This window comes from Actinoplanes oryzae (genome assembly GCF_030757795.1).
Taxonomy (GTDB): Bacteria; Actinomycetota; Actinomycetes; order Mycobacteriales; family Micromonosporaceae; genus Actinoplanes.
Genome location: NZ_JAUQWH010000196.1, coordinates 1 through 15,360, shown reverse-complemented (window position 1 = coordinate 15,360; position 15,360 = coordinate 1). Strand labels below are relative to the sequence as shown.

The 15,360-nt window shown below is 71.1% G+C and carries 14 protein-coding genes; 10 read left to right on the top strand and 4 right to left on the bottom strand.

Going from position 1 to position 15,360, the window contains the following annotated elements; translation table 11 throughout:
- The 4 genes from RBH18_RS38155 to RBH18_RS38140 all read left to right on the top strand — a co-directional run.
- A partial coding sequence (locus tag RBH18_RS38155; protein WP_306215374.1) for an AAA family ATPase occupies nucleotides 1–520 on the top strand: 520 nt, incomplete at its 5' end.
- A complete protein-coding gene (locus RBH18_RS38150; protein ID WP_306215373.1) occupies nucleotides 507–953 on the top strand; it encodes an RloB family protein in 447 nt (148 codons plus the stop codon). The genes RBH18_RS38155 and RBH18_RS38150, both read left to right, overlap by 14 nt.
- A 65-nt stretch (nucleotides 954–1,018) precedes the next feature.
- Nucleotides 1,019–3,529: a glycosyltransferase gene (locus RBH18_RS38145; RefSeq protein WP_306215372.1), complete on the top strand. Its 2,511-nt coding sequence runs from the start codon at nucleotides 1,019–1,021 to the stop codon at nucleotides 3,527–3,529.
- Nucleotides 3,530–3,591: 62 nt separating this feature from the next.
- Nucleotides 3,592–4,629, top strand: a complete 1,038-nt coding sequence (locus tag RBH18_RS38140; protein WP_306215371.1) for an O-methyltransferase — start codon at nucleotides 3,592–3,594, stop codon at nucleotides 4,627–4,629.
- A 69-nt stretch (nucleotides 4,630–4,698) separates the two neighbouring features.
- Here RBH18_RS38140 and RBH18_RS38135 read toward each other — a convergent pair whose 3' ends face one another.
- From RBH18_RS38135 to RBH18_RS38120, 4 genes are all read right to left on the bottom strand, one after another.
- Nucleotides 4,699–5,187, bottom strand: coding sequence for a CAP domain-containing protein (locus RBH18_RS38135; RefSeq protein ID WP_306215370.1), 489 nt, complete (start codon nucleotides 5,185–5,187; stop codon nucleotides 4,699–4,701).
- A 235-nt stretch (nucleotides 5,188–5,422) separates the two neighbouring features.
- Nucleotides 5,423–7,444 (bottom strand): acyltransferase family protein, encoded by a 2,022-nt coding sequence (locus RBH18_RS38130; RefSeq protein WP_306215369.1) that lies wholly within the window; start codon nucleotides 7,442–7,444, stop codon nucleotides 5,423–5,425.
- Nucleotides 7,441–8,688 (bottom strand): nucleotide sugar dehydrogenase, encoded by a 1,248-nt coding sequence (locus RBH18_RS38125; protein ID WP_306215368.1) that lies wholly within the window; start codon nucleotides 8,686–8,688, stop codon nucleotides 7,441–7,443. Before RBH18_RS38125 ends, RBH18_RS38130 begins: the two co-directional genes overlap by 4 nt.
- The gene (locus RBH18_RS38120) at nucleotides 8,685–10,403 is read right to left on the bottom strand and encodes a stealth family protein (protein WP_306215367.1); all 1,719 of its coding nucleotides are present in this window, start codon (nucleotides 10,401–10,403) and stop codon (nucleotides 8,685–8,687) included. The genes RBH18_RS38125 and RBH18_RS38120 overlap by 4 nt, the downstream gene beginning before the upstream one ends.
- Nucleotides 10,404–10,610: 207 nt before the next feature.
- Here RBH18_RS38120 and RBH18_RS38115 point away from each other — a divergent pair, with 207 nt between their 5' ends.
- The 6 genes from RBH18_RS38115 to RBH18_RS38090 form a co-directional block, all read left to right on the top strand.
- Nucleotides 10,611–10,850 carry a hypothetical protein gene (locus tag RBH18_RS38115; protein WP_305782883.1) on the top strand — a complete coding sequence of 80 codons (240 nt, stop codon included), beginning with the start codon at nucleotides 10,611–10,613 and terminating at the stop codon, nucleotides 10,848–10,850.
- Nucleotides 10,851–10,915: 65 nt separating this feature from the next.
- Nucleotides 10,916–12,472: a signal recognition particle protein gene (gene ffh / locus RBH18_RS38110; protein WP_306215366.1), complete on the top strand. Its 1,557-nt coding sequence runs from the start codon at nucleotides 10,916–10,918 to the stop codon at nucleotides 12,470–12,472.
- Nucleotides 12,473–12,547: 75 nt separating this feature from the next.
- Nucleotides 12,548–13,168, top strand: coding sequence for a Uma2 family endonuclease (locus RBH18_RS38105; protein WP_306215365.1), 621 nt, complete (start codon nucleotides 12,548–12,550; stop codon nucleotides 13,166–13,168).
- Nucleotides 13,168–13,593, top strand: a complete 426-nt coding sequence (locus RBH18_RS38100; protein ID WP_306215364.1) for a hypothetical protein — start codon at nucleotides 13,168–13,170, stop codon at nucleotides 13,591–13,593. The genes RBH18_RS38105 and RBH18_RS38100 overlap by 1 nt, the downstream gene beginning before the upstream one ends.
- Nucleotides 13,594–13,602: 9 nt before the next feature.
- On the top strand, nucleotides 13,603–14,679 hold the full coding sequence (locus tag RBH18_RS38095) for an amidohydrolase family protein (RefSeq protein ID WP_306215363.1): 1,077 nt from the start codon (nucleotides 13,603–13,605) through the stop codon (nucleotides 14,677–14,679).
- A gap of 64 nt (nucleotides 14,680–14,743) precedes the next feature.
- Nucleotides 14,744–15,360 (top strand): aminoacyl--tRNA ligase-related protein (locus RBH18_RS38090; protein WP_306215362.1); only part of this gene is annotated, 617 nt, incomplete at its 3' end.

The window sequence follows — 15,360 nt, the reverse complement described above, 5'->3', positions numbered from 1 at the left end:
CGAGCCGAGCAGCCCGCGCCGGTCGCTCCAGTTCGCGCATCGCGGCCCGTCTGGTCAGGTCCTGCTCGGCCTCCTCGACGAGTCGACGGGGACGCAGCAACTCTTCGAGCTGGCCATGGACGCGACAACGGTGCTCGGACTGGGCAGCACTCTGACGATCGACGAGATCGACGCCAGTCTGCATCCCATGCTGACCGCGAAGCTCATCGACCTGTTCCAGAGCCCACGTACCAACCCGCTCGGCAGCCAGCTGATCTTCACCAGTCACGATGCGACTCTTCTGGGCGCCTTCGACACCGAGGAAATCCTGGCCCGGGACGAGATCTGGTTCACCGAGAAGGCGAAGGACGGCACCTCCACGCTGTATCCGTTGACGGACTTCAAACCGCGACGGGAGGGGGAGAACCGCCAGCGTCGCTACCTCAACGGCAACTACGGGGGTGTCCCGGAGTTGTCCTGGGCTCCCTTCGAACGGGCCGTGGCGGCGCGAGAGGCGGCGAGCGAGGATGCCCAGGAGTAACCGCCCGGGGCGCCGAGGGCTCAAGCCGGGTGCGGGGCGGGAGACCGACCTGCGACGGCGGTCGCCGAGCCGCGATCAGCGGGTCAGCGTGCTGATCGGCACCAACGGCAAGGTGACGGAACGGTCCTACTTCTCCGAGGTCAAGGAACTCGGCTGGGTCACGGCCGGCCGGGTCGTGGTCGCGTACGAGCACGGATCGCCCGTCGATGCCGTCCGGAGTGTCGGCCGCAGGAAGGCGGACAACGATTTCGACCACGCCTGGGTGGTCTGTGATGTCGACGACTTCGATCCGGCGACTGCCGCCAGGGAAGCGAAGAAGCAGGACGTCTCCATCGCGTGGAGCAACCCCTGCGGGCTGGAGGCCGCGCCGGGCGGGAATCCGGCCACGGAGGTGTGGCGGGTGTTGGAGCAGCTGGGATATCCGAGGCCGTGACCTCTGACGTGGCGGGTGCGTTGGCCTAGTGACCATGCCAGGGCTATGAAGAGGTTGTTGCCGCGATGGGGGAACCAGCCGGTCTGCTCGACGATTATCTGAGGATTGCCCGGCACCATGTGCAGCGGGCGGTTCCGGCCATCGCCGTGCGGTTGCGGTCGCTGGAGATGCGGCGGTTGCAGGGGTACACCGCGCTGCGGGGGACCGGGGCGAGCTACGACGAGCTCATCGCCGCGGCGCGGGACGGGGATGTGCAGTGGTTGCGGGGGTTGCAGGGCGGGGTGCGGCCTTCGGTCATCTCCGGGCTCGCGCAGACGCTGGCGTTGCAGGACATGCTGCCCAGCGACCGTACGGATGCCCTCGCCCTCTATGAGCTGCTGCGCCTGGGGCTCGGGGCGGACGCCGTGCCCGGGTCGCATCAAGGGTTGCACGCGCAGCTGACGCTGGCGTGGCGCGGGGCTGACGCGGCGCAGGTGCTGCTCGGGGCGTACCGGTCGATGAGCCCGGCCGTGCGGCAGGATCTGGAGCTGGACGTCGCGAACCCGTTCGTGCACGCGGATCGGCCCGTGGCGCCGTGGCTGGCGACCTTTCAGAAGCTCATGCCGCGGCCGTATCCGGCGTTGGGCACCGACAGGACCGACAGCCCGTTCGACCGGCTGACCGCGTCGGCCGAGGCGGCGCCGGTGGACGAGCCGCAGCGGGTGTCGGTCATCGTCACGGCCTTCCATCCCGGGGAAGGGCTGATCACGGCCGTACGCAGCATTCTCGCGCAGTCGTGGCGCAACACCGAGGTCATCGTCGTGGACGACGCGTCGCCGGCCGAGTTCGATGAGGTGCTGGCCCGGGCGGTGGCGCTCGGGCCGCGGGTGCGGCTGGTGAAGCAGCCGGTCAACCAGGGCACGTACGCGGCCCGGAACGCCGGGCTGGACGCGGCCGGGGGCGAGTTCGTCACGTTCCAGGACTCGGACGACTGGTCGCATCCGCGGCGGCTGGAGCTGCAGGTGCGGCCGCTGCTGTCGGGGTCGCGGGTGGTGGCGACGACCACCGACGGGCTGGGGGTCACCGACGAGCTGCTGCTCACCCGGCCGGCCGTACGGACGGGGCGGTTCAACCCGTCGTCGCTGCTGTTCCGGCGGGCGCTCGTCATGGACCGGATCGGGTACTTCGACACCGTGCGCAAGGCGGCCGACTCCGAGTACATCGGACGGATCCGCGCGGTGTACGGCGAGCGGGCGGTCTGCCACGTCGAGTCGGAGCCGCTCGCGCTGATCCGGTTGTCGCACGGGTCGTTGTCGCGCGCGGAGATCCGGGCCTACTGGATGCATCCGGCGCGGGTGGCGTACTCGTCGGCCTATCAGCACTGGCACAGCCGCATCGCCGCGCGGAACGCCGCACCCTACCGGCCGCGGGACGGCAGCGACCGGCCGTTCGCGGCGCCGGACCATCTCCGGTACGCCCGCGGGGAGGCCCCGGCACGCCCGGAGTTCGACGTCGTGTTCGCCGGGGACTGGCGGTTCCTGCAGGGGGCGCAGCTCGGGGCGATCGAGGAGATGCGCGCGCTCGCCGACCGGGGGCTGCGGGTGGCAGTGCTGCACATGGAGTCGCTGCGGCCGATGGCCCGGCGGCGCTATCCGCTGTGCGAGCCGGTGCAGGAGCTGGTGAACACCGGCCGGGTGACGCAGATCCTGCCCACCGACGAGAACAGGGCGGCGCTGCTGGTCGTACGGCAGGCGGCGGTGCTGCAGTTCGCCGAGGGCGAGGAGTGCCTGCTGCGGCCGCGGCAGCTGCTGCTCGTCGCGGACCAGGCCCCGGTGCGGCGCGACGGCTTCGACAACCGGTACGACGTGGCGGACTGCACGCGCGTCGCCGAGCAGCTGTTCGGGGTGACGCCGGTGTGGTGTCCCCAGGACCCCGAGATCCGCGCGATGCTGCGCGCCTACCGGCCGGCGGTGGAGCTGACCCCGTACGACCTGCCGACCGTCATCGCCACGGACCGCTACTCCGCCGCGCGGCACGGGGCCACCGCCGACGCTCCCGTGGCGGGCACCGACCTGTGCGACCAGGGCGTCTGGCCCAAGGACACGCGCGAGGCGCTGGCCGTCCACGAGGCGCTCGACGGCGTGGACGTGCGGCTGCGGCTGCCGGACTGGCCGCGTACGGATGTGGTGCTCGGCGGCCCGCGCTCCCACCTGGTCTTCGAGGCGACCGACCTGGACCTGCGGACGTTCCTGCACCAGCTCGACTTCTACCTGCACTTCCCGCACCCGGAGGCGGTCGAGACGTTCTCGCGGCCGGCGCTGGAGGCGGCCGGGCAGGGCGTGGTCGTGGTGACGCCGGAGCGGCACGCGGCGGTCTTTGGCGACGCGGCCGTCTACTGTGCGCCGGACGAGGTGGCCAAGGTGCTGCGGCGCTACACGGCGGACCGGGCGCTCTACACCGAGCAGAGCCGCCGCTCCCGCGAGGTGGTCGCCAAGGCCCACCACCCCCAGCTGTACGTGGACCGGATCGCGTCGCTCGTGCACGCCCCGCGGCCCGCGGCGCCGGTGCAGCGCATGCCCGAGCCGGCCCCGGCGTAACGACACCTTTGTCCCAGCGTTAGGCACGTGTTGTCGTAACGGCGCACTACGGAGGTCTTGGAATGAGCGACCTGACGCGGTTCGGCGGCCGGGTGGCCGTACGGCTGCAGAGCCTGACCCGTCCGCAGGCGGTGGTCCTCATGGCGGCGCTGGTGCTTGTCGCCGGCACCTGCGCGGCGGCCGCCGCGGGCCGGCAGGGTCTGGCCATCTCGCTGCTGGCGGTGCTGCTGCTCGTGGTGCTGCTCGGCATCCTGCACCTGTCGCGCTGGATGACCGGGCTGCACCGGGCGAACCAGGCGGCGAGCCGGGACCTGCGCACGGTCGTGGAGCAGATGCAGCGCCGGGTGGTGGCGACCGTCGAGAAGGAGCGGCTCAGCGCGGGCGACCGCCACCAGGAGCTGAAGCAGACCGTGACGCGCGGGCTGCGGCAGCACAGCCACGGCACCGATCTGCTGCTGCGCGGGCAGAGCCGGGAGATCGAGGCGATGTTCCAGCTGTTCGCCGACTTCACGCCGCGGGCGCCCATGCCGTCGTCGGGTGACTTCGCGCTCAACCCGTCGGACCTGCTCGACCTGCTGCACCTCGTCCGGCTGCGGCGGCCCGGGCTGGTGCTCGAGCTGGGCAGCGGCACGTCGACGGTGTGGCTCGCGTACGCGCTGGAGCAGGCCGGCGGCCGGCTGGTCTCGCTGGACCACGACCCCGAGTACGCCGCGCGGACCCGGGAGATGCTCGACGCGCACGGGCTCGCGGCCGTCGCCGAGGTGCGCACCGCGCCGCTGGCCGACCTGACCGCCGACGGGCGGACCTATCCCTGGTACGACATCGAGCAGCTCGCGGATCTGCACGACATCGACCTCGTGCTCATCGACGGGCCGCCCGCCGCGACCGGGCCCGACGCGCGGTACCCGGCGATGCACGCCCTCGAAAGCCGGCTGGCCCCGGTGGCGACGGTCGTGCTGGACGACGCGAACCGCACGGACGAGCAGGAGGCCGTCCGGCGCTGGACCGAGCGGATCGGCGGGCTGACCGTCGAGCCGCGGATGCTCGGGCGGCACGCCGTCCTGTCGTACCTCCGCAGCGGAGCGCCCGTCGGGGCCTAGGCAAAGCAAAAGAACCGGCCGGCATGCGGGGGCATGCCGGCCGGTCCCTTTCAGGGGGAGAGAGAAGCCTTACTTGGAGCCGAACTCCTGCGTGTAGTAGGGCGTGCCGTTCGCGGAGTAGATGACGCCGACGGCGAAGGACTTCGCGCCGCAGTCGAGCAGGTTCTTGCGGTGGCCCGGCGACTTCATCCACGCGTTGACGACCTCGGCGGCCGAGCGGTAGCCCCAGGCGATGTTCTCGCTGCGCGGCGCGGTGTAGCCGGCGGCCTTGACGCGGGTGATGAAGCTCGAGTTGCGGGCGCCGGTGTGGCTGAAGTTGCCGGTGGTGGCCATGTACTTGCTGTGGCCGCGGGCGGCGAAGAGCAGCTGCGAGTTGACCGGGAGGGCCTTGCAGCCGGCCTTGACGCGCTGGGCGTTCGAGAGGTTCGCGACCTGCGTCTGCAGCGTCGAGGTCGAGACGACCGCGGCCTGGGCGGGCGCGGCGACCATCAGGGCGATGAACGCGGCGGCGGGGAACAGCGCGAGAGTGGCGAGGCGACGGACCAGGGTCTTCTGCACGGGTCACTTCCTTCGTTGTCTCCGTCCCGGCGCATCTCGCTGGGTACGCCTATCCCTTCGGAGGGCGCACGGGCGCGCTGACGCCGTTTCAGGTGCCTTGAAGTGAGTGCTGAGTTGCCGATCGGGTACCTGCCCGGCCGCGGTTGCGGCGGGGTTTCCCGGCCGGTTGCAGAAGCGGTGCAAACAGCAGCGGCGGCCCGTTTTCACGGGCCGCCGCTTGGTCTTCCGGGTGTTTCTAGCGCAGTTCCTCCGCCAGCCACGGGCCGAGGAGCCGGCTGTACGCGGTCGTGACGTGGTGCTGGTCCTTGTAGACGAGCACGTTGCCGACCACCGCCGGGCAGAACGTGTCGGTGCAGAACCACGGCGACGGGTCGACCACCGTGGCGCCTTCCTCGCGGGCGGTCGCCATGACGAGGTCCCGGCGCTTCTGCTTGGCGATCGCCTGGTCCCGGGCGCGCCCGCAGGAGGCCGGGTCGCCGGGGTGCGCGGACAGGCACTCCGGGGTGTTGCCGGCCATCCACGGGGTGTCGTTGACGAAGTAGACCCGGGTGCCCTTGCCCGCGACCGCGCGGAGGGACTTGCGCCAGCCCGCGACCCACGCCTCCTCCTGCGTGCCCTCGACGCCCAGCAGTTCGCTGTTGGGGTAGGTGGAGGCGAGCACCACCTTGGCGGGGCGCAGCGAGCGGACGTACGCCAGGGCGTCGCGGCGCCAGCGGACGCACTCGGTGAACTCGCGCTTGAGCTCCGGCAGGAAGATCAGGCTGTCGGCCACCGTGCACGCGCTCTTGTTGACCACGACGAGCTTCCAGTGCTCGCGCAGCGCGGCCGCCTCGAGCGCCGGGAACCAGTGGCCCGCGTGCGAGTCGCCCATGAGCACGACGGTGGTGTCCGAGGCGAGGTCGCCGTACGCGCAGGGCTTCTTGACCTCCGCGTCGGCGAACGCGCCGGAGCAGCCCTCGCGGTAGAAGCGGGGTTTGTCCTTGGCCGCCTTCTCCAACGCCGGCGTGAGGTTGGAGGGGACGGCCCGGTCTGGCTGGGTCAGCAACTGGCGCAGGTTCGCGGCGGTGGCCTGCGGCGCGGCGACGGTGGTGGAGCTGTGCAGGCGGCCGGCGGCGGTGGTGATGCCCACGCACAGGGCGGCGCACAGCAGCGAGATGCCGAGCCCAGCGAGCAAGCCGCGCCACGGACGATCGCGGGCCAGGTGCCGGATCGGGTTCTCGACGAGCGCGAACGTCAGCGCGGCCAGGATCAGGGCACCCAGGGCGGCGAGGATGTTCTCCCAGGCGGCCAGGGGGCGGCCGAGCGCGTAGGGCGCGATGAGGAGCACCGGCCAGTGCCACAGGTACCAGGAGTAGGAGAGCCGGCCGATGCTCTGGAACAAGGCTGCGCCGAGGAGACCCGCGGAACGGCCGGTGCCGCCCGCGATCACGGCCGCCGTGCCGAGTACGGGCAGCAGGGCCGCGTACCCGGGGAAGGGGGTTTGCGGGGTGTAGCAGACCGCGGCCGTGACGATCGCAATCAGGCCGAGTGGCACGCACCACCGGGGCAGCTTGACCGCGCCCAGCGCGAGGAGGGCGCCGACGCCGAGCTCCCAGGCACGGGTGTGGATGCCGAAGTAGGCCCAGCCGGCGCTCGCCTCGGTCTGCCACAGCGAGAGCGCAAAGGAGCCCGCGGTGAGCAGGACCAGAGCGCTTTTCAAGAAGCGACGATGCAGTAGCAGGATCAGCACGGGCCAGAGCAGGTAGAACTGCTCCTCGACGGCCAGGGACCAGAAGTGCTGCAGTGGCGACGGGTCCGCCTCCGCCTGCAGATAGTCGGTGCCGATCGCCGCGAGCCGGTAGTTCATCGCGTAGATCGAGGTGTGCAGCGCGTCCGACAGGATCCCGGTCAGGCGCAGCGGCGGCAGCCAGAGCGCGGCCGCCGCGACGGTCGCCACCACCACGAGCGCCGACGCGGGCAGCAGCCGCATCGCGCGCCGGGCGTAGAAGCGGGGGAGTGAGATGCGCCCGCTGCTGTGCACCTCGCGCAGCAGCAGGCCGGTGATCAGGAAGCCGGAGATGACGAAGAAGACGTCGACCCCGACATAGCCGCCGGAGACGAACGGCAGACCACAGTGGTACGCGACGACGAGGAGCACCGCGACCGCGCGCAGCCCCTCGATGTCCTTGCGGTGTCTCGGCGGGGCCGCTGTGTGCTTTCCGTCGCCGGACCGGTGCCGGCGCTGCACGGGCGCGGACGTGGTCATCGTGTCGGTCACAGGCGGTGGGCCTCCCGCGTGCTGGTCACGCCGCGCGTGTCGAAGAAGCGCTTGGCGATGCCCGCGAGGTGGTCGGCGTCGTAGTCGCGGTGGTGCGTCACGAGGATCACCAGGTCGGCGGCCGCGGCTGCGCCCTCCAGGTCGTCGGTGCCGGGGACGGCCCACTGGGTGACGTACGGGTCGTGGAACGTCAGCTCCGCTCCGAGCGCGGCCAGGTGGCGGGCCAGCGGCGTGGCGGGCGACTCGCGCTGGTCGGCGATGTTCGGCTTGTACGTGACCCCGAGCAGCAGGATCTTCGCCCCGTGCACGGCGACGCCGTCGGCGTTGAGGAGATTCTGCGCGCGCCGGGCCACGTACGCGGGCATGGTGGCGTTGATCTCCTGCGCGAGCTCCACGAACCGGAACGGGTAGCCGAGCTTGCTGCGCACGTTGTGGCTCAGGTAGTTCGGGTCGATCGGGATGCAGTGCCCGCCCACGCCCGGGCCCGGGTAGAACGCCTGGAAGCCGAACGGCTTGGTGGACGCCGCGTGGATCACGTCCCAGAGGTCGATGTCCAGCTCGTGGCAGAACCGCGCCATCTCGTTGACCAGCGCGATGTTGACGTGCCGGTAGGTGTTCTCGAGCAGCTTCGCCGTCTCCGCCTCGCGGGTGCCCCGGGTGCGTACGACGGTCTGGATGAACCGCCCGTAGAACTCGGCGACCCGGTCGGTGCACGCGGGCGTGAAGCCGCCGACGACCTTCGGCGTGTTGTGCGCCCCGAACCGCTCGTTGCCCGGGTCGATCCGCTCGGGCGAGAACGCCAGGTGGAAGTCGATGCCCGCGGTCAGGCCGGACAGCTTCTCGAGCAGTGGGCGTACGACGTCGTCGGTGGTGCCCGGATAGGTGGTCGACTCCAGCACGACCAGCATGCCCGGCCGCAGGTTGCGCCCGACCGCCTCGGTGGCGCCGGTGACCGCGCGCAGGTCCGGGCCGTCGCCCTCGGACAGCGGCGTGGGGACGCAGATGACAGCCGTACGCGCCTGCGCGATCAATGTCTCGTCGGTGGTCGCCCGGAACCCGCCGGCGGTCATCTCCGCCACGTCGGCGTCGGACAGGTCGTCGACGTGCGAGCGGCCGGCGTTCAGGGCGTCGGCCACGCGCGCGTTCACGTCGAAGCCGAGCACGGTCAGGCCGGCGCGGGTGGCCTGCTGGGCCAGGGGCAGCCCGACGTACCCCAGGCCGAGGATGACGGCGTCGAAGCTCACGGAACTCTCTCCTTCATGGTGGGCTGAGCGGGCACCGCTCGCCGGGGAGCCTTCTTCTCGAACGGCGAGGCGAAGGGCAGGTACGCCGGCAGGAACTCGCCCAGCAGGGCGCTCTGCTCGGCGGCCACGGCCTCGTCGGAATCGGTGTCGTTGAGGCAGAACGTGTCCAGGTCGCGGTGGCGCAGCAGCCGGGCGAGGCGCAGGGGCGTCGTCGGGTTGGCCAGGTCCGCGTACGTGTACTCGATGGTTCCGGGCGCGGCCTTGCCGGTCAGGTAGGCGTAGTACTGCTGCAGCGACGAGAGCAGCGCGATGTCGTCCGGGTGCCGGAACTGGTGGCCGGCGGTCGCCCGCACGTTCTCGAAGAACCGCTCCTCGATCTCGCGCAGCAGGCTGATCCGCGACGGGTGCGGCGTGTGCATCATCTTGCGGGTCAGCACCCGGCCGAACGCCGCGCGGATGAGCTCACGGTTGTTCTTGCCGGCCGAGTCGGCGGGCGGGTCGTCCGGCCGCCGCGGCGCCGAGTCCACCTGCGCCTTGGACGGGAAGAAGCGGGTCAGCCCGCCCGGCGTGAAGAACAGCTCCGGCGAGACCGGCCGGCCGAAGAACACGTCGTCGTTGAGGTAGAGGAAGTGCTCGCTCAGCCCCTCGATCCGGTGCAGCCGCGACTCGATGGCCTGCGAGTTGAACGTCGGCAGCCGGCCGGTGTCCCCGAAGATCTCCCGGTGGCTGACCACGGTCAGGCCCGGGTGGTCGGTGTCCAGCCAGTCGGGAACCTGGTCCATCGTGACCAGCCACACGTGGTTGACCCACGGCGCGAAGCAGTGCAGCGAGCGCAGCGAGTAGCGCAGCTCGTCGCGGGAGGCGAAACGGGAGTCGTTGTGCGCGAGCCGGCTCGCCTCCTCCAGCCAGCCGTTCTCCGCGAGGGCCCGGGCCTTCGCCGCGCGCCACGCGGGATCCGCGCCGTCGACCCACGTGTAGACCACGTCGATCGGGAACATGATGCGGTCCGGCGCCGGCTCGGTGAGGCTTCGCCGGGTCCTGTACGGCGTCAGGTCGTGCGGCGACGCGAACGCGCCGAACGTGGGCTCGGGTGCGCTCGTCACCGGTTCGTCGACGGCGATCACGTCGGCCACGGGGTTGACCCGGGGTGCGCGCAGCGTGCCGTCCTGCTCGGTCCAGAACTCGACCTCGCAACTGAGGTCGCGGCCGAGGAGGAGGCTGCCGTGCGGGTCGGTGACGGGCCAGCAGACGCGGAGGATTTTCGCCGCTTTGAGTTTCCCTGTGCGGGGCTTGACGGGCTCGATGAGCGCGGTCGTCGTTTCGAGCGCCTTCAGGGCAGTGGCGCGGTCGTCGGCGTTCACCGCCACGGCTGTGGGGCGCAGGGCGCGGGTCGGGACGCGGAACCAGTCGATGCCGGCCGCGTCCAGGGCCGCCGTGACGCGGTCGAGGTTCTGGCGGCGTACGGAGGTGGGGCTGGCGTCCGGGTCGCGGTGCGCCGTGACCCACCCGCGGCCCGTGCGCACCCGCATGGTCGGCGCGTCGGGCTTGGCGCGCATCAGTGGCAGCCGGGGCGGGTGGGACAGCGGGACGAGCCGCCGCGCGACGGCCAGGCGCCGCTGCTCGGGGACGCGGGGGAGGACCCGCTTCTGCACGCTCTTGAGGACTCGGGACCGCATGGTCCACGGGGCCAGTCGCAGGATCCGCCGCAAGGGCACGAGCTCGTCCTTCCGCCGGGTGTCGCAGTTCCAGTGCCTCAACGGCGCGATATACCGGATGGTTGCGGTGCATGCCTTTACCTGCGGTATACGGCATTTGCCCCGTGTCGCGCGTCGGAACGGCGTGTCGCCCACCCCTACGGGTCCGCCCCGATGCGGTGGGTTGCGGCCCGGGCGCATGCTGGGCTTACTCATCGGGAGGGACTCATGGGCAAGGCAGTGGCATATCTGGTGGCGTTCGCGGCGGGGCTGATCCTGGTCGGCTGGGCCGCGGCGGCCGTTCTGCAGTGGCTGATCGGCGGGATCGCGTACCTGATCGTGGGCGCGGTCGTGGTCGGCGGCGCGGTGTGGGTCTATGGGAAGGCCAAGAAGGGACTCGAGCCCGGGACGCGCAACCAGCGGCGGATCGAGGCGGCGGTGAAGACGTACCGGATGCGGAACCGGTAGGGGTCGGCGGGGCCGGTTAGGCTTGGGGTCGTTTCCCACCCTCGCCAGCAACGGGAAGAAGTGCCGTGTTTGACACCTTGAGCGACCGCCTCTCCGGGATCTTCACCAAGCTCCGGGGCAAGGGCCGGCTCACCGACGCCGACATCGACGCCACCGCGCGCGAGATCCGCCTCGCGCTGCTCGAGGCGGACGTCGCGCTGCCGGTGGTCAAGTCGTTCATCGCGAATCTCAAGGAGCGCGCCCGCGGTGCCGAGGTCTCCCAGGCGCTGAACCCGGCGCAGCAGATCATCAAGATCGTCCACGAGGAGCTCATCAACGTCCTCGGCGGCGAGGGGCGGCGGCTGCAGTTCGCCAAGCAGCCCCCCACGGTGATCATGCTCGCCGGGCTCCAGGGCTCCGGCAAGACCACGCTCGCGGGCAAGCTGTCGCGCTGGCTCAAGGGCCAGAGCCACCAGGTCCTGCTCGTGGCGGCCGACCTGCAGCGCCCCAACGCGGTCAACCAGCTGCAGGTCCTGGCGGGCCGGGCCGGCGTCGACGTCTACGCCCCCGAGCCGGGCAACGGCGTGGGCGACCCGGTGCAGGTCGCGCGCGACTCCATCGAGCACGCGAAGCGCACCGCCAAGGACATCGTCATCGTCGACACCGCCGGCCGCCTCGGCATCGACGCCGAGATGATGCAGCAGGCCCGCGACATCCGCGACGCGGTCGACCCCGACGAGGTCATCTTCGTCATCGACGCCATGGTCGGCCAGGACGCGGTCAGCACCGCCGAGGCCTTCCGCGACGGCGTCGGCATCACCGGCGTGGTCCTGTCGAAGCTCGACGGCGACGCCCGCGGTGGTGCCGCCCTGTCGGTCCGGCACGTCACCGGCGAGCCCATCCTCTTCGCGTCCACCGGCGAGAAGCTGGAGGACTTCGACGTCTTCCACCCCGACCGGATGGCCAGCCGCATCCTCGGCATGGGCGACGTCCTGACCCTCATCGAGCAGGCCGAGCAGGCCTTCGACGAGGATCAGAAGGAGAAGATGACCTCCAAGCTGCTCGGCGGCGAGCAGTTCACCCTGGAGGACTTCCTCGACCAGCTCATCGCCGTGCGCCGGATGGGCCCGATCGCCAACATCCTCGGCATGATGCCCGGCATGGGCCAGATGAAGGACCAGCTGGCCGAGCTCGACGACAGCCACTTCGACCGGGTCACCGCGATCATCCGCTCGATGACCCCGGGCGAGCGCACCAACCCGAAGATCATCAACGGCTCCCGCCGCGCCCGCATCGCCCGCGGCTCGGGCGTCACGGTCATGGACGTCAACCAGCTGCTCAACCGCTTCACCGAAGCCCAGAAGATGATGAAGCAGATGAGCGGCATGATGGGCCTCCCGGGCGGCCGCCGCAAGGCCACCAAGAGCCCCAAGAACAAGCGCAAGGGCACCAAGGGCGGCAACCGCCCCCGCGTCGGCGGCGCCGGGATGCCGGCGGGCTTCCCCGGCGGGATGCCGCAGCTGCCGCCGGGGCTGGACCCGAGCGCGCTGGCCGGGGGGCAGGGGCTGCCGCCGGGCTTCAAGCTCCCGAAGCTCGACTTCACCAAGCTGAGCAACCCCAAGAAGGACGACGGTAAGCAGTAGTCAGGTTGCTAGGTGACAGGTAGCGCCATGTCTAGTAACGTGGGCGGCAGTTCGCATCCTTCTGGGGAGGAACCTGTGACTGCCGTACCGCACTTACTGGACGATCTCCACCTGTCGCACCTGCTGAGCAGGGACGATCTGACGGTCGACGATGTGGCAAGCCTTCCCGAGGACCTCCGTTATGAGCTTCTCGACGGAAGGCTCGTCCTCTTGCCCATCCCGTTTCCCATGCACAACTGGATCGCCCGACAAGTCGCCCAGGCGTTGGACCGGAACGCGTCGGACGAGGCATTCGTCAACATCGAAACCTCCGTCGCGATCGGCACTCGCAGCGAGCTTCGGCCCGACGCCGCGGTCATCCGCCTGGAGGGCGCCGACCGATCGCCGGTCCTCGCCCGTGACGTCCTCGTGGTCGTGGAAGTCGTCTCGCGCAGCTCTGTCCTCCATGACCGGCGCTTCAAGGCGAAGGTCTACGCCGACGCGGGCATTCCGCTCTACTGGGTGCTCGACCCGCTGGGTGAGCAAGTCACGTTGACCGTGCATGTTCTCGGCCCGGACGGCGTTTATCAGTCCGATGGTCACCACGTTGGCCGTGTCGCGCTGGAGCAGCCGTGGCCGGTCGCACTTGACCTGGACGCGTGGACTGCCTATCGGGACAAGGTGCAGTCGCGGCGACGTCAGGCGGGATCGAAGTGATGCACCGCGTCTGCCGGAATCTCACCGCCGCGCTCGACGAGTGCTGTCCTGTCCCGGTGCGGCACCTGGGGCTGTGGCCCGGCGATGCCAGCGCGGCGCTGCCGGAGATTCTGGCCGTCGATCGGTGCACCTATGAGGTCGGATGCCTGCGGCAGGCGATGCTCGGCGTCGACGTGGTGGGGACCGAGCGGTGCAACGATCCGGCGACGTATGCCGCTGCGGGGCTTTCCGTGTACCTGGTGGTTGATCCGTTCGGGGCCGACGGGGTGACGCTCACCGAGTTCCGCCGGGGGCGCGACGGGGCGTTCGTCGAGGTGCGCAGGACGCGCGACGACTACGAGACCGGGGATCCGTACCCGATCCGGCTCGACCTGCCGTCCCTGCTGGGCACCCTGTCGGGAGCGGTGAGGGGCGTCATCCGGTAGGACTGACGCATGGCTTTGCATGTGCGTGGGGTCGTGCTGCCCGAGGGTGATGTGCGGGACCTGTGGCTGGTCGGGGACAGGGTGACGTTCGAGCCCGTGCGGGACGCCGAGACGATTGTGGACGGCGGGTTCGTGCTCCCGGGGCTCGTGGATGCGCACTGTCATCTGGGGATCCGGTACGGGGCGTCGCCGATCGGGAGCGTGGACGAGGCCCGGGAGCTGGCGGGGCAGGATCGGGCGGCCGGCGTGCTGGCGATCCGGGATGCGGGGTCGCCTTTTCCGTACCCGGAGCTGGACGACGAGCCGGAGATTCCGCGGCTCGTGCGGGCCGGCCGGCATGTGGCGCCGCAGCGGCGATATCTGCGGGACATCGGGATCGAGGTGGCCGCCGAGCAGGTGGCGGAGACGGTCACCGCGCAGGCGAAGGCCGGGACCGGCTGGGTGAAGCTGGTCGGCGACTGGATCGACCGGGGCGCCGGGGACCTCGCGCCGTCGTGGGATCCGGCGACGATGGCCGCCGCGGTGGAGGCCGCGCATGCCGCGGGGGCCCGGGCGGCCGTGCACACGTTCTCGGAGGAGGGCGTGGCGCTGATGGTGCGGGCCGGGGTGGACTCGGTGGAGCACGGCACGGGGTTGTCGCTCGACCTCATCGACGAGATGGCGCGGCGCGGGACGGCGCTGGTGCCCACGATGATCAACATTCGGACGTTCGGGTCGATCGCCGACCAGGCACGGCCCAAGTTCCCCGGGTACGCGGACCACATGCTGGCGCTCCGGGACAGGTTCCCGTCCGTCGTGGCCGCGGCGCACGAGGCGGGCGTACCCCTCTATGTCGGCACCGACGCGGGCGGCAGCATCCGGCACGGGCTGGCCGCCGAGGAGATGCTCCTGCTGCACGAGGCCGGCATCCCCGCCGTGGACGTGCTCGCGGCGGCCTCGTGGAAGGCGCGGGAGTGGCTCGGCTTCCCAGGGCTGGTCGAGGGCGGGCTCGCGGACCTCGTCGTCTATGCCGAGGACCCGCGAGCCGACCTGCGCGTGGTGCGTGCACCCCGGCGCATCGTCCTCAAGGGCCGCGTCGTCCGGTGAGACCGGGGGACACGGGATGCCCACGCGGCCGGTTGCGGTCGGGGCCGGACTAGGATGCACGACCATGGCGCGCGTGCTCACTCCCCGGGCGGACGACTTCCCCCGCTGGTACCAGGACCTGATCAACAAGGCCCGGCTGGCCGACAACGGCCCGGTGCGGGGCACGATGGTGATCCGGCCGGCGGCGTACGCGATCTGGGAGCGGATGCAGGCGGAGATGGACGCCCGCATCAAGGAGGCGGAGGCGCAGAACGCGTACTTCCCGCTCTTCATCCCGCAGAGCTACCTGAGCCGTGAGGCCGAGCACGTCGAGGGCTTCGCGCCGGAGCTGGCCGTGGTCACCCACGCGGGCGGCAAGGAGCTGGCCGAGCCGATCGTCGTGCGGCCCACCAGCGAGACGGTCTTCGGCGAGTTCATGGCCAAGTGGATCGATTCCTACCGGGACCTGCCGCTGCTGCTCAACCAGTGGGCCAACGTCGTGCGGTGGGAGCTGCGGCCGCGCACGTTCCTGCGCACCACCGAGTTCCTCTGGCAGGAGGGGCACACCGCGCACGCGACGCAGGAGGACGCCCGCGACTACGCGCGGCGCATCCTGCACGACGTCTACCAGGACTTCATGGTCAACCTGCTGGCCCTGCCGGTCGTGCCGGGCCGCAAGACCACGCGGGAGCGCTTCGCCGG

What these genes read in the sequence shown, in the direction of transcription:
- RBH18_RS38150 (WP_306215373.1), top strand. Translation starts at nt 507, where the DNA reads ATGCCCAGGAGTAACCGCCCGGGGCGCCGAGGGCTCAAGCCGGGTGCG.
- RBH18_RS38145 (WP_306215372.1), top strand. Translation starts at nt 1,019, where the DNA reads ATGGGGGAACCAGCCGGTCTGCTCGACGATTATCTGAGGATTGCCCGG.
- RBH18_RS38140 (WP_306215371.1), top strand. Translation starts at nt 3,592, where the DNA reads ATGAGCGACCTGACGCGGTTCGGCGGCCGGGTGGCCGTACGGCTGCAG.
- RBH18_RS38115 (WP_305782883.1), top strand. Translation starts at nt 10,611, where the DNA reads ATGGGCAAGGCAGTGGCATATCTGGTGGCGTTCGCGGCGGGGCTGATC.
- RBH18_RS38100 (WP_306215364.1), top strand. Translation starts at nt 13,168, where the DNA reads ATGCACCGCGTCTGCCGGAATCTCACCGCCGCGCTCGACGAGTGCTGT.
- RBH18_RS38095 (WP_306215363.1), top strand. Translation starts at nt 13,603, where the DNA reads ATGGCTTTGCATGTGCGTGGGGTCGTGCTGCCCGAGGGTGATGTGCGG.